The organism is Bradyrhizobium sp. S3.2.6, assembly GCF_040546885.1.
In the GTDB taxonomy this organism is placed as follows: Bacteria; Pseudomonadota; Alphaproteobacteria; order Rhizobiales; family Xanthobacteraceae; genus Bradyrhizobium; species Bradyrhizobium cytisi.
The window spans coordinates 95,177-108,797 of sequence record NZ_JBEPOS010000018.1 but is presented as its reverse complement, the minus strand read 5'-3'; the positions used below and the strand labels follow the sequence as shown (position 1 = coordinate 108,797).

The window sequence follows — 13,621 nt, the reverse complement described above, 5'->3', positions numbered from 1 at the left end:
CACGACATTTCCGAAAAACAGAAAAGCGCTTGACCCGTCGGGCAAAACAGGCGCAAGATGGCATGATCGGCGCGTGTGGCAAGCGCTCGCTCACGCGACAGCTCGACAGGCATCTGCCTACGAGGGCGCCTACTCATAAACTCGTACTCATAAACTCGTCAGGTCCGCTTATGAACAGTCCGCTCGGACCAATCAGCTCACTCCAACCAGCGCCTTACAGACCTCCCGGCTGGCCTCTTGGAATAATTTGACGGCACTTCCGGCCCGTCGTCCCTTCAAGGTGATTGAGGCTATGGGGGCGGAAGTATCGCCAAGATCGACGTTCAGCGCGCGCAGCCATGCGCTACTCGATCGCATTCCGAGTATCTGCATGGGCAATAGGGTTATAAACCGGCTGCTCGCCAACAGATTCAACCGCATGTAGATTGAAATCGTGGTGACGGTCGTTGGCGGAAGCGGCAGGTTATGTCGCCGAAATAGCTCGACGCCGGTACGCCCCAAAAAAGAATCGGGCGGCGAGAGCGTCCATTGCTCTTGCATAAGTTCTGCGAGCCTCAACTTCTTCCTCGATTGCAGGAGCGGATGCCGTCGCTCCGCCATCACCGCAAGGGAGGATCTAAACAGCACCTCCGCGGACAAATCATCGGCGACCGGCAACGGCGCCCAGCGCGTTATGGCAAGATCAAGCATTCTCTGGCGCAGAGCATGCTCCAGCGCATCCCGATCACCTATCGTGATATGATACCTGATGCCTGGATATCTGCGGACGAGATGTCCGATAATTTCTGTAACGATGGCGGTGACCGGCTCGGTCGTACCGATCGCAACGAGCCCTTGCGCCGGATCTGACCTTTGCACAATGTCGGTAACACCTAGCTTTATTTCGTCGAAAACGACGCGCGTGCGATCGACAAGAAGGCGACCGCACTCAGTGAGTTCAACTCCGCGCGAAGTGCGATCCAGCAGCGCAGCTCCGACGGAATGCTCCATATCGGTGATAGCTTTGGAGATCGCCGGCTGCGACAACCCGAGACGGCGAGACGCCTTGGCCATGCTGCCGACCTCTGCGACGGTCTGCAGCGTATGCAGCGTATGCAGATCCTTGAGGCGTAGGCGTCGGCCGATGCGGTCGTGCCACTGCATGGGCATTCACCTCACGTTATAGCCCGATAGGAAAATGCAATTTCGGGTTATAGCGTTGTTGCTTCAGAATAGCGAGATGGAAAGCCGGCCGGATTATCGCATTGCTGTCCCAAGCACATGGAGAACGCCATGCAGCTTTACTCGCGTCGCGCCATACTGGCCGGGTTTTCGGCTCTGGCTCTTCCGCTACCCGTTATTGCTGCCGACCAGCCGCTGAAGATCGTGTTTCCATTCGCGCCTGGTGGGTCGGGAGATTCGATCGCGCGGCTGTTTGCCGAGCAGCTTCAGACCAGGCTCGGCAAGGTGGCGATTGTGGAGAACCTTGCTGGCGCTGGCGGGCGTATCGGCGCTCAGGCGGTCAAGAATGCAGCACCGGGAGAGGAGGCAGTGCTGTTTGCTTCCGCTTCGCAATTCACGCTTCAGCCGCATCTCTTCAGGAGCCTGGGATATGATGCAGAGCGCGACTTTGTGCCACTTTCGCAGGTGATGACGGTCGATCTGGCTCTGGCGGTCAGCGGGAAGCTGCCCATCCATTCGGTGCACGAACTCATCGACTGGATGAAGGCCAATCCCGAACAGGCTGTGTACGGCTCGCCGGGAGCAGGTACAGCACCTCATTTCATCTGCGGCGAGTTTGGCCGGATCACAGGCCTAAACCTGCGCCACACGCCCTATAGGGGTACGCCTGCTGCCCTCCCGGATGTGCTGGCCGGCCGGGTCCCGATGTATATGGCGTTTCTTTCCGAACTCCTGGAGCAACATGGGGGCGGTGGCATACGCATCATCGCCACCGCAGCCGCTGCGCGATCTTCCTTCCTGCCCCAGACCGCAACTCTGAAGCAGAGCGGGATCGATATCGACGCGGCCGGGTGGTTCGCATTCTATGCGCCTGCCCATTCCTCGCGTCAGTTCGTTGAGCGCCTGGGAAAGGAGATCATTGCAATCGGGAGCGATCCCGAAATGCGCGCAAAGATTCATGCCATGGGGTGCGAGCCAACAGGAACGACATCGGACGAACTTGAACATATCCAGCGCGCCGAGTTCGAACGCTGGGGACCGATCGTCAAGGCGTCAGGATTCCCGATCGAAGGCTAGAGCGGCACATGACCACCGATCCCCGCGAAAAGTTGTTGGATCTTGTTCAATCGCACCGCGTGACGGCAGTGATCTATGTCGCTGCCCGGCTGGGGCTCGCCGAGTTGCTGCGCGACGGACCGCGAACGGTCGACGAACTTGCGAGCCGAACCCACACGGATCGGGACGCACTTGCCCGCTTGCTCGTCGCTCTCTCGACCGTCGGCATCTGCTCTCGCGTCGGTGAAGGCCGCTACTTGCTAACCGAGCTGGGGGCGGGACTCGACGGTGCTGCGGGACGATCATTCAAGAACTGGGTCATTTTTGAAGGCTCCATGCTGACCAGGAGGTGGGATGGTCTTCTGGATTCGATCATGTCGGGCAAGACGGCTTCCCAACTTCAGGACGTCGACGACAATTTCGACCTGATGGCGCGCTCGCCAGAGCATGTGCGGGTATTCAATGAAGCCATGACGGACCTGACACGGCTGGTCACGCACGATCTACTGCAGGCCTACGACCTTGGCACGATCTCCCACTTGATGGATGTCGGAGGCGGCTCCGGGCAACTCATGGGCGCGGTGGCGAGGGCATATTCAACCATCAGAGGAACGGTTTTCGATCTACCGAGGTGCGCCGACGCCGCCAACCAGCACTTCGGGCACCTCGGAATCTCCGACCGCGTCGACTTTGTTGCAGGCGATTTCTTTCACGCGGTGCCTGCAGTGGCCGATGCGATCATCTTGAAAAGCATTATTCACGACTGGGATGATGAGCGCAGCCGCATCATTTTGGGAAACTGCCGCAAAGCGCTTCCCCAAAAAGGCAGACTGCTATTAGTCGAACGTGCGATGCCCGAATTGCCCGGTACCGATGACGCGGGCAGGTCGTGCGCGATGAGCGATTTAAACATGCTACGCGGTCCAGGTGGACGGGAACGGACCGAAAGGGAATATTATCGGCTCCTGACCGAGAGTGGCTTCCGTCCCATCGCGGTTCTCCGCGCAGGCCGCTTTAATCTGACCGAGTCGCGGCTTTGTTGAGACCTGGAAGCCGGCCGCGGCTATGCGGCGATGCGCCAGAGGCGGACAAACACGCCGCAACGAGTGGGGCGTGCTATTCGATGACATCATCGGCCTTAGCAAGCTTTCGCACTGTCGATCAATCCGCGTATGCGCGACGCGACCGCCGCCGAGATCTAGTGACCCACGTACAGGCACCGCAATCGCTTGACCTCGCCTCCATCATGTAACATACAAAGTTACATGAAATGCGACAGCCGTCTATCCGGCGTACTCCACGTCCTGCTGCACATGGCGCAGCAGCCTGGCCCCTTCACGTCCGAGACGCTGGCGAAGGCCATGGACACCAATCCGGTGGTGATCCGCCGCATCATGGCGGGGCTGCGGGACCTCGGTTATGTCCGCTCCGAGAAGGGCCACGGCGGCGGCTGGACGCTCGCTTGCGAGTTTTCGAAGATGACGCTGCGCGATGTCTACATCGCGCTCGGCAGTCCCTCGCTTCTCGCCATGGGCAACCGGACGGAGGCGCCCGGCTGCCTCATCGAGCAGGCCGTCAATGCCGCCCTCGATCAGGCATTTGACGATGCAGAGGCGCTGCTGCTGTCGCGTTTTGGCGAGGTGACACTGGCCATGCTGAGCGACGACCTGCGCAAGCGTCTCGGGTCCCGAAAGCTTCACAGCATGAGCGCGCATCACGCGTGATGAACTCAATGCAGCAGGACAACGTCATGACCGACATTCAAAACGCGTTCTCCGATCCGCAAATGGTGGCGAAATATACGGAAGGACCGCCGCGGTTCGTTCCCGGATACAATTCCATGCTGTCCATGGCGGCGATCCTTCTGGCCGAGCGTGCGCATAAAGATGCGCGGATGCTCGTTCTTGGTGCTGGCGGCGGCCTGGAGCTGAATGCTTTTGCGCAAGCGCAGCCGCGCTGGACCTTTGATGGCGTGGACCCGTCCGCTGCGATGCTGGATCTCGCGAAGCAGACGCTGGGCCCGCTCGCGTCGCGCGCGCATCTGCATCAAGGCTATATCGACGATGCGCCAGCTGGGCCGTTCGATGGCGCGACTTGCCTGCTGACCCTGCATTTCGTCGATGTCGGCGAACGGCTGCGAATAGCGTCCGAAATCCGCCGCCGCCTCAAGCCTGGCGCGCCATTCGTCGCGGCCCATTTCAGCATCCCCGGCGACGACAATGAGCGGCCGCTGTGGCTTTCGCGATATTCCGCCTTTCTCGCCGCATCCGGAGTCGAACCCGAGAAGGCGGCCGCCGCCCGAAAGGCAGTTGACGGGCAGTTGAGCATTCTTGCGCCAGAGCAGGACGAGATGATCTTGCGCAATGCCGGCTTCTCCGACCCGACGCTGTTCTATACCGGCTTCACGTTCCGCGGCTGGGTGGCCTACGCCTGAGGCGTGCAGGCATTACCGACAGGGCAATCGCATATGGCATTTTGCACGACCTGAGTGCGCGCCTCGTCCTTCGAGACGACCGCTTCGCGGTCTCCTCAGGATGAGGCTAAGCGGCATCGGTGCCCGTTGAAACTGCTACCGCACACGGGTCCTCATCCTGAGGGCCCGCCAACGGCGGGCGTCTCGAAGGATGGCCGCAGGGGAGGCTCTCCTATATGCGATAGCCCTGCCCTCACCGCTCCATCGGCACCCCCCGGCCCGGGATGATACCCGCTGGAAAAGAACACCAGCGGCGTAAGGTCGACGATGCCGTGCGATGCAGGAGGCGACGATTCAGCATCTCGGCATCGCCATCCTTCCGGACTGGAATGCGGCGGTTGCACCGGCCCATCGCATACCCCACCGCCCGCGCCGGCGGTTGACGCCGTCCCTGTCATCGTTAAATGACGCCCATGAAAAAACTCGGCTTCCTGTCCTTCGGACACTGGACACCCTCGCCCCAATCGCAGACGCGCTCGGCAGCGGACACGCTGCTTCAATCCATCGAGCTTGCGGTGGCGGCTGAACAGCTCGGCCTGGACGGCGCGTATTTCCGCGTCCATCACTTCGCGCGGCAGCTCGCCTCGCCGTTTCCGCTGCTCGCCGCCGTCGGCGCGAGGACGAGCAAGATCGAGATCGGCACCGCCGTGATCGACATGCGCTACGAGAACCCGCTCTACATGGCGGAGGATGCGGGCTCCGCCGATCTCATCGCCGGCGGACGGCTTCAGCTCGGCATCAGCCGCGGCTCGCCCGAGCAGGTGATCGACGGCTGGCGCTATTTCGGCTACCAGCCGGCCGAGGGCGAGAGCGACGCCGACATGGGCCGGCGCCACGCGGAGGTCTTTCTCGATATCCTGCGCGGCGAGGGTTTTGCAAAACCCAATCCGCAGCCGATGTTTCCCAATCCGCCGGGATTGCTGCGGCTCGAGCCGCATTCGGAAGGCCTGCGCGAACGGATCTGGTGGGGCGCCGGCTCGAACGCCACGGCAGTGTGGGCCGCGAAGCTCGGCATGAATCTGCAGAGCTCGACGCTCAAGAACGACGAGACCGGCGAGCCGTTTCACGTGCAGCAGGCCGCGCAGATCCGCAGCTATCGCGCGGCGTGGAAGGAAGCCGGCCACAGCCGCGAGCCGCGCGTCTCCGTCAGCCGCAGCATTTTTGCGCTGATGGACGATCGCGACCGCGCCTATTTCGGCTCCGAGCGCGGCGGCGAGGACCAGATCGGCTTCATCGACCCGCGCACGCGGGCGATCTTCGGACGGAGTTATGCCGCCGAGCCCGACGTGCTGATCGAGCAGTTGCGGCAGGACGAAGCCATTGCCGAGGCCGATACGTTGCTGCTGACGATCCCGAACCAGCTCGGGGTCGACTATTGCGCGCATGCGATCGAGGCGATCTTGAAGCATGTCGCGCCGGCGCTGGGGTGGCGGTGAGGCGCGCGACGCATTGCCTTGGTCAGATCAGGCAGACTGAGCGCAAGTTCCCGGCTTGCCGTGGCACTGTCATTCCGCGTGTGACGGGCGGCCGCCCGTCATGCACCTCGTGCGGGAACCAGCCGACTTGTTCCATCTTTACGGTGCAGGCTACCGGCCGGTAGTCTTCTCAACTGATTCTCGACTGACGAAGCGTGCGGATATCGCAGCCATCATCGGCGCGGTCATGTCTGGCGGGAACGATCCTGGTGCCGAGGATGATTTCGGCGTCGTCGGGGGAGGACAATTTGCGGGACCGCGAACGCGAATGCAAGTTCGGCTAGCGTCAGCCGAAATGCATCACCATACGACTTTTCACGATCCCGTTCTGGTCGCGCTTTCGATTTTGATCGCGGCCCTCGCTTCCTATACCGCGCTGGACCTGGCGACCCGGATGCGAGCTGCTTCGGGGTCGGCTCGCCGATCCTGGCTCGTAGCCGCCGCGATTGCCATGGGCGGCGGCATCTGGTCGATGCATTTTGTCGGCATGCTGGCCTTCAACCTGCCCGGAATCGAGGTCTCATACGATCCATTCCTGACCCTCCTCTCGCTTGTCATTCCTATTGTCGTCGCCGCTGCCGCCTTCGCCGTTGTCGGACGACGCCCGCAGGCACTTCTCGCATCGGGCTTCGCGATGGGCCTTGGTATCGCCGGTATGCATTATACCGGCATGGCCGCAATGCGAATGGCGGCCTTGATGGCGTACGATCTCCTGTGGGTCGTGCTCTCGATCGTGATCGCGATCAGCGCCTCGGTCGTGGCGCTCTGGCTCGCCTTTCGCAACACCAGCGCAGTCCAACGGCTGTTCGCGGGATTGGTGATGGGCCTTGCGATCTCCGGCATGCACTACGCCGCGATGGAAGGCGCCACGTTCCTGCCGATGATCCCGATGGCAGGGCAGGCAGGACATCTCGGCGTCGGTCAGGCGCCGCTCGGGTTCCTGCTCGCCGGCATCACCATTGTGATCCTGAGCATCGGGATCGCCGCCGCCGTCTATGACAGGGCATCCGCGGAGCGCGCCCAACGCGAGGCCGACGCACTGAGGCGCAGCGAAGAACGCTTTCGGCTGCTCGTGGAGGGTATCGCCGACCATGCGATCTTCATGCTCGATCCGGATGGGCGCGTCGGCAACTGGAATCTCGGCGCGCGCCGGCTGATGGGCTATCGCGATGACATCGTCGGAACGAGCTACACGATCTTTCATACCGAGGAAGACTGTGCGACCGGGGCGCCCGCACGCGCGCTCGTTGAAGCCGAGCGGGAGGGGAAGTCCGCAATCGAAGGCTGGCGTGTGCGCAAGGACAGCAGCCGCTTCTGGGCGGAGGCAACGATCGTCGCGGTGCGGAACGAAAGCGGCGCAATCGCCGGCTTTGCCAATATCGTGCGCGACGTCAGCGAAAGGAGGCGGGCGCAGGAGGCGCTGGATCGGGCGCGCGAAGCATTGATGATGTCGCAGAAGATGGAGACCATCGGCCAGTTGACCGGCGGCGTGGCCCACGATTTCAACAACCTGCTCGCGGCCGTTCTCGGCAGCCTCGAGCTTTTGAAGAAGCGCCTGCCGTCGGGCGATCCGAAGATCCAGCGCCTGGTGGACAACGCGATGCAGGGCGCGCAGCGGGGCGCCTCCCTGACCCAGCGCATGCTTGCTTTCGCGCGTAAGCAGGATCTCAGGCCGGCGGTCGTCGATGTCCGCGACCTCGTGCACGGCATGGCGTCGCTGTTGAAATTCGAGGCCGGAATTCGTGTCGAGACGCTGTTCCCGATGGACCTGCCGAAGGTAAAGGTCGACGCGAACCAGCTCGAGCTGGCTGTCCTCAACCTGGCGGTCAACGCGCGTGATGCGATGCCGGACGGTGGCCTGATCACCATTGCCGCTCGCGAGGAGCGGGACGATGGCGGCCTTGCGACGCGCGGCTATGTTGCGCTCTCCGTGAGCGACACGGGCTGCGGCATGGACGATGACACCCTCAAGCACGCACAGGAGCCGTTCTTCACGACCAAGGGCGTCGGCAAAGGCACCGGGCTCGGTCTGTCAATGGTCCACGGCCTTGCCGAGCAGTCTGGCGGCAGGCTCGTATTGAAGAGCCGTCCTGGCGAGGGCACGACAGCCGACATCTGGCTGCCGATAGCCGAAGAGATGGCGGTGCCGGACTTGCGCGCGGAGGCTCCGGCACCCGTGCCTCGGGCCAGCCGGCAGCTCGCCGTGCTGGTCGTCGACGACGACCTCCTGGTGCTCGAGAACACGGCCGTGATGCTGGAGGATCTCGGGCACACGGTGCTCGCGGCGCGCTCGGGCGAGGAGGCGCTGGATTTGCTCCGCCGCACGCGTACTATCGACCTGGTCGTGACCGACTATGCCATGCCGGGCATGACCGGACTGCAGCTTGCAAGCGCGGTCGCTGCGGAGCGCCCCGGGACGGTCATCCTCCTCAGCTCGGGATACGTGGACCTTCCCAGCGACACGCGATCCAGCCTGCCGCGCTTGTCAAAGCCTTTCGACCAGGCCGCGCTTGCGAAGGCCGTCGAGGCGGCGATGCGCCAGGAAGAGCCAAGCGGATCTATCGTCGCGTTTCGGCCGAAGAGCGCGTGAATGCCTGATGATGAGTGGCGCGCCCGGCACGATTCGAATGTCCGATCTTTGGATTCGGAGTCCGATGCTCTATCCGGCTGAGCTGCGGGCGCGTGGTTTCGTAGGCAGCGACCGCCACCTCACCCCGTCTTCACGCTCGCATCGATCAGCAGCTTCGCCGCCGCAAGCGCCGACTGCGCCGGGCCGTCTTCCGATTGCTGGCCGGTGACATAGATGCCTTCGATCAGCAGCAAGAGCGCATCGCCAAGCACGTTCGGCTGGCGCGCGCCCATGTGGGCTGCGAGCTCGCGCAGGCGTTTGCGGAAGACCTTCTTGTGCGCTTCGGCGACCTGGCGCGCGGGATTGTCGCGCGAGGGATATTCCACTGCGGCGTTGCTCAGCCCGCAGCCGCGATAGCCTTTGGCGACGGCGCGCGACGAGAGCTGGCTGATATAGGCGAGCACATGATCGCGGGCGTTGCTATAGGTCTTGCCGTCGGGGCGTTCAAAATTCTCCCAGAAGCTCAGATCGTAGTCGCGCAAATAGGCGGCGGCGAGGTCGTCCTTGGAGGCGAAGCTGCGATAGAGGCTCGGCTTGGTGACGCCCGCCCGGTCCACCACCTCGTCGACGCCGACGGCGCGGATGCCCTCGCGGTAGAACAGCTCGCTGGCGGAGGCGCGAATCCGGTCGGCGGCGCGGAGGGGTGCCGCTACGGGCTTTTCGGCTTTCTTCGGCATCTGGCTTCGTCCGACCTTCGACATGAGCTTGGGGTGTGGGTTTGGGCTTGACAATGTTACTGACCGGTACGTATTAGTACCGCATCGCAATACGTACCGGTAAGTAACATGCCCCCAGCTTCCGTTCAATCCTCCGCCATCTCCAAAAGGCCGTTCGGCCCAAACTACGCCTTCGTGGTCGTTGCCGTGATCTTCCTGGCGCTGCTGGCCTCCGCCGGCCTGCGCGCGACGCCGGGCGTGCTGATGCTGCCGCTGCAGAAAGCGTTTGGCTGGGACGTCAGCGTAATCTCGTCGTCGGCCGCAATCGGCATCTTCCTCTATGGCCTCGCGGGTCCGTTCGCCGCGGCCGTGATGCAGCGCTTCGGCATCCGCCGCACGGTGCTGGGCGCACTGGCGCTGATGTCGGCCTCGACGGCTGCGAGCTATTTCATGACCACGCCGTGGCAATTGTTCCTGACCTGGGGACTGCTGTCCGGCATCGGCTCGGGCGCGGTCGCCAACGTGCTCGGCGCCACCATCGTCAATCGCTGGTTCACCACCAATCGCGGCCTGGTCATGGGACTTTTGACCGCGAGCACGGCGACCGGCACGCTCATCTTCATGCCGGGCCTCGCATCGCTGGTCGAATGGGGCGGCTGGAAGCCTGTGGTGCTGACGGTCGCCGCATGCTGCGCGGCGCTGATTCCGCTGGTGTATGTTCTGGTGCCGGAACGGCCGGCCGCGATCGGCCTGCGCTCCTATGGCAGCCCGCATGAGGACCAGCCCGCAAGCCCGGCGCAGGGCAACCCGTTCGTCGCCGCGATCAGCAACCTCGTGCGCGCGGCCAAGGTGCCGACCTTCTGGTTCCTGTTCGCGACCTTCTTCATCTGCGGCTTCACCACCAACGGCCTCGTCGGCACCCATCTGATCGCGTTCTGCGGCGATCACGGCATCTTCGAGGTTCAGGCCGCGAGCCTGCTGGCGCTGATGGGGTTCTTCGACCTGTTCGGCACCACGCTGTCGGGCTGGCTCACCGACCGCTTCGATCCGCGCAAGCTGCTGTTCTTCTATTACGGCCTGCGCGGGCTGTCGCTGATCTACCTGCCCTACTCGGATTTCTCCGTTGTCAGCCTGTCGGTATTCGCGGTGTTCTACGGCCTCGACTGGATCGCGACCGTGCCGCCGACCGTGCGCATCGCCAACGAAGCGTTCGGCGACAAGAATGCGCCGCTGATCTTCGGCTGGGTCGTCGCCGGCCATCAGTTAGGGGCGGCCTGCGCCGCCTTCTTCGCCGGCTTCATGCGCTCGTCGCAAGGCGATTATCTGCAGGCCTTCATGATCGCGGGCGTCACCGGCATCATTGCTGCCGTGCTGTCGCTGATGATTGGACGGCAGCCGAAGCAGCCGGTGCTGGCTGTGGCGTGAGAATATCGCGCCGGCATGGCGATCAACGCTGACCTTGCCGGCGCAGCCGCCCGTGACGTTTGATTTGTCGATTGATTCCGTTGAGGAAATTTGAAATATTGCGATGACGAAGCGGGTGGTTCGAAAGCTCGCGCAGGGGCTGATTTCGCGATGCGTCCAGCTCCATCTCAATCAACCAAACGATTTGTGGCGGGCGCTGGCGGATGAACGATTCCCTGCTTTCAACGGTCGGTGACCATTTCTTCATTGGCCTGCGGCCGACCAGCGTCCTCGATGACCGCGACCGCGCGCTGCTGCGGGATCTCCGGCCCGCCGGCGTCATCCTCTACAAGAGCAATTTCCGCCACGATCTGCCCTATCGGGACTGGCTGTCGATCCACCGCGACCTGATCGCCGCGATCCGCGATGCCTCGCAGCGCGACAAGCAGTTCATCGCTATCGATCACGAAGGCGGACGCGTCTGCCGCACGCCGGCGCCGATCACGCGCTTCTCCTATGCGGCGCGCTGGGCCGGCACCGCGGAGCAGGTCGGCGATGCCATGGGCGTCGAGCTCGCCTCGCTTGGCTGCAATCTGAATTTTGCGCCGGTGCTCGACATTCACAGCAACCCCGCCAATCCCGTGATCGGGGAGCGCGCCTTCGGCCGCTCGGCCGACGAGGTCATCAAGTCGATGCTGCCGTTCACCAAGGCGATGGAACGCCGCGGCGTCCGCGCCTGTGGCAAGCATTTTCCGGGACATGGCGACACGCAGGTGGATTCGCATCACGAATTGCCGGTGCTCGATCTCGAGCTCGACCAGATCAAGGCGCGCGAGCTGCTGCCGTTTGCCGCGGCGATCGCCGATGGCATCGAGATGATCATGACGTCGCACATCCTGTACCGTAAGCTCGACCCCAACGATCCCGTCACGCTGTCGCGCGCGATCACGCACGGGCTGTTGCGCGAGGCGATGAATTTCCGAGGCGTGATCGTGTCCGACGACGTCGGCATGCGCGCGATGGCGGGCCGGCTGGACGCGCCGGATTCCGGCGCGCGCTTCATGGCCGCCGGCAACGACATGCTGATGATCTGCTCGCATCTGACCGACACCGAACGCGCCCGCGACCTTGCCCGGTCGATCATCAACGGCGTGGACTCCGGCAAGCTCGATCCGGCGGTGCTGAAGGCATCAAGCCGGCGCGTCCACGCGATGCTGGATAGCACCGCGCAAAACGCGGTGTCGGAGCTATCAGGCGAGGTGCTGGCCCGCCATCGCGGCGCCGGCACCCAGTTCGACGCAGCGACGGTCGAAGTCGTCTAGGCGGCACCGGGGGTCGGGCCCCGCCAAAATCCATCGGCAAGCCAGACGTTCAGCAACGCAAGCGCCGTTGATCTCTATCCGCTACGCGTGCTAATGTTACGGATGGTAGCATATCGCGTCCTGCCGATATCAACGTCAGGTTGCTTCATGCTAAGAGGTTCCGCGCCGGGACAATCAACCGGGCATCGGCGGCCGGCTTGGGTGATGGGCTTGAACGTGAAACGCACAGCAAAACTCCTCATCGCCGCGCTGGTCGTGTTGCCGGCGGGCTATGCCGGCTATTATTTCAGGCATGACCTCAAGCTTCCGTTCGCGCTGCCCTTCATCCAGGCGGCGGAAGCCGAGCAAACTGCCGCCGCCACGCCTGCAGCACGGCCGCCGGTCGCCGTAAAGGTCGCGGCCGCGAAGGCAGAGGACGTCCCGATTTACCTGATCGGCATCGGCACGATCCAGGCCTACAACACCGTCAACGTGCAGAGCCGGGTCGACGGCGAGATCGTCCAGATCCTTTTCCAGGAGGGGCAGGACGTCAAGCAAGGCGACATCCTCGCAATCATCGATCCGCGCCCGTTCCAGGCCCAGCTCGATCAGCAGGTCGCGGTGAGGCAGAAGGACCAGGCGCTGCTGGACGGCGCCCAGATCGACATGGAGCGCTACGACGCGCTGATCCAGAAGGCCGCAGCGATCTCCCGGCAGGTGGTGGACCAGCAGCACGCGCTGGTCGAGCAGTACAAGGCGCAGGTTCGGAACGACGAGGCCCAGATCGAATATGCGCGCACGCAGCTCGGCTTCACCAGCGTCCGCGCGCCGATCAGCGGACGGCTCGGCATCCGCCAGGTCGACCAGGGCAATTACGTCCGCGCGGTGTCGCCGGCGACCCTCGTCACCGTCACGCAATTGCAGCCGATCTCGGTGATCTTCACCCTGGCCGCGGTCGCCGTCGGCCAGACCCGGCTCAGCCTCGGCCAGGCCGATGCACCGGTGGTCGCGCTCACGGCCGACAATACCACCGAGCTGGACAAGGGCATGATCACGCTGGTCGACAACCAGGTCGATCAGGCCAGCGGCACGATCAAGCTGAAGGCGACGTTTCCCAACAAGGCGCTGAAACTCTGGCCGGGCAATTTTGCCAACGGGCGGATCACGGTGGACACGCGCAAGAACGCGATCACGGCGCCCGCGATCGCCGTGCGGCACGGGCCGCGCGGCGATTTCGTCTGGGTCGCGAAGGCGGACGATACGGCGGCGTTCCGGCCGGTCACGGTCGGGCAGATCTTCGACGGACGCGCGATGATCGAGCGCGGCCTCGCCAAAGGCGAACGCGTCGTCACCGACGGCTATTACCGGCTCGAGAACGGCTCCCGCATCACGATCGAGGGCGTGACGCCGACCGCCAAGGCGCAGCCGGCCACCCAGCCGCGCTCCGAGCCGCGCGTTGACTGAGG

11 protein-coding genes are annotated in these 13,621 nt (G+C 63.5%); 9 read left to right on the top strand and 2 right to left on the bottom strand.

Annotated elements, in window-relative coordinates; genetic code table 11:
- Positions 1–192: 192 nt before the first annotated feature.
- Positions 193–1,143 (bottom strand): LysR family transcriptional regulator, encoded by a 951-nt coding sequence (locus tag ABID58_RS26975; protein ID WP_354035793.1) that lies wholly within the window; start codon positions 1,141–1,143, stop codon positions 193–195.
- Positions 1,144–1,272: 129 nt separating this feature from the next.
- On the opposite strand from ABID58_RS26975, the gene ABID58_RS26970 reads away from it, so the two are divergent.
- The 6 genes from ABID58_RS26970 (at position 1,273) to ABID58_RS26945 (ending at position 8,755) form a co-directional block, all read left to right on the top strand.
- Positions 1,273–2,238: a Bug family tripartite tricarboxylate transporter substrate binding protein gene (locus ABID58_RS26970; RefSeq protein WP_187434687.1), complete on the top strand. Its 966-nt coding sequence runs from the start codon at positions 1,273–1,275 to the stop codon at positions 2,236–2,238.
- Positions 2,239–2,246: 8 nt separating this feature from the next.
- Positions 2,247–3,260, top strand: a complete 1,014-nt coding sequence (locus ABID58_RS26965) for a methyltransferase (RefSeq protein ID WP_148749831.1) — start codon at positions 2,247–2,249, stop codon at positions 3,258–3,260.
- Positions 3,261–3,482: 222 nt separating this feature from the next.
- A complete protein-coding gene (locus ABID58_RS26960; RefSeq protein WP_354035791.1) occupies positions 3,483–3,941 on the top strand; it encodes an Rrf2 family transcriptional regulator in 459 nt (152 codons plus the stop codon).
- Positions 3,942–3,967: 26 nt separating this feature from the next.
- Positions 3,968–4,651, top strand: coding sequence for a class I SAM-dependent methyltransferase (locus ABID58_RS26955; RefSeq protein WP_354035790.1), 684 nt, complete (start codon positions 3,968–3,970; stop codon positions 4,649–4,651).
- A 452-nt stretch (positions 4,652–5,103) separates the two neighbouring features.
- Positions 5,104–6,126, top strand: a complete 1,023-nt coding sequence (locus ABID58_RS26950) for an LLM class flavin-dependent oxidoreductase (protein ID WP_354035788.1) — start codon at positions 5,104–5,106, stop codon at positions 6,124–6,126.
- 334 nt (positions 6,127–6,460) lie between these two features.
- Positions 6,461–8,755, top strand: coding sequence for an MHYT domain-containing protein (locus ABID58_RS26945; protein ID WP_354035851.1), 2,295 nt, complete (start codon positions 6,461–6,463; stop codon positions 8,753–8,755).
- A gap of 119 nt (positions 8,756–8,874) precedes the next feature.
- On the opposite strand, the gene ABID58_RS26940 is transcribed toward ABID58_RS26945, so the two are convergent.
- Positions 8,875–9,471, bottom strand: a complete 597-nt coding sequence (locus ABID58_RS26940; protein WP_354035786.1) for a TetR/AcrR family transcriptional regulator — start codon at positions 9,469–9,471, stop codon at positions 8,875–8,877.
- A gap of 108 nt (positions 9,472–9,579) precedes the next feature.
- On the opposite strand from ABID58_RS26940, the gene ABID58_RS26935 reads away from it, so the two are divergent.
- The 3 genes from ABID58_RS26935 (at position 9,580) to ABID58_RS26925 (ending at position 13,619) form a co-directional block, all read left to right on the top strand.
- On the top strand, positions 9,580–10,875 hold the full coding sequence (locus tag ABID58_RS26935; RefSeq protein ID WP_354035784.1) for an MFS transporter: 1,296 nt from the start codon (positions 9,580–9,582) through the stop codon (positions 10,873–10,875).
- Positions 10,876–11,078: 203 nt separating this feature from the next.
- Positions 11,079–12,176, top strand: coding sequence for a glycoside hydrolase family 3 N-terminal domain-containing protein (locus ABID58_RS26930; RefSeq protein ID WP_354035782.1), 1,098 nt, complete (start codon positions 11,079–11,081; stop codon positions 12,174–12,176).
- A gap of 216 nt (positions 12,177–12,392) precedes the next feature.
- Positions 12,393–13,619: an efflux RND transporter periplasmic adaptor subunit gene (locus tag ABID58_RS26925; RefSeq protein WP_354035850.1), complete on the top strand. Its 1,227-nt coding sequence runs from the start codon at positions 12,393–12,395 to the stop codon at positions 13,617–13,619.
- The last annotated feature ends 2 nt before the right edge of the window (positions 13,620–13,621 follow it).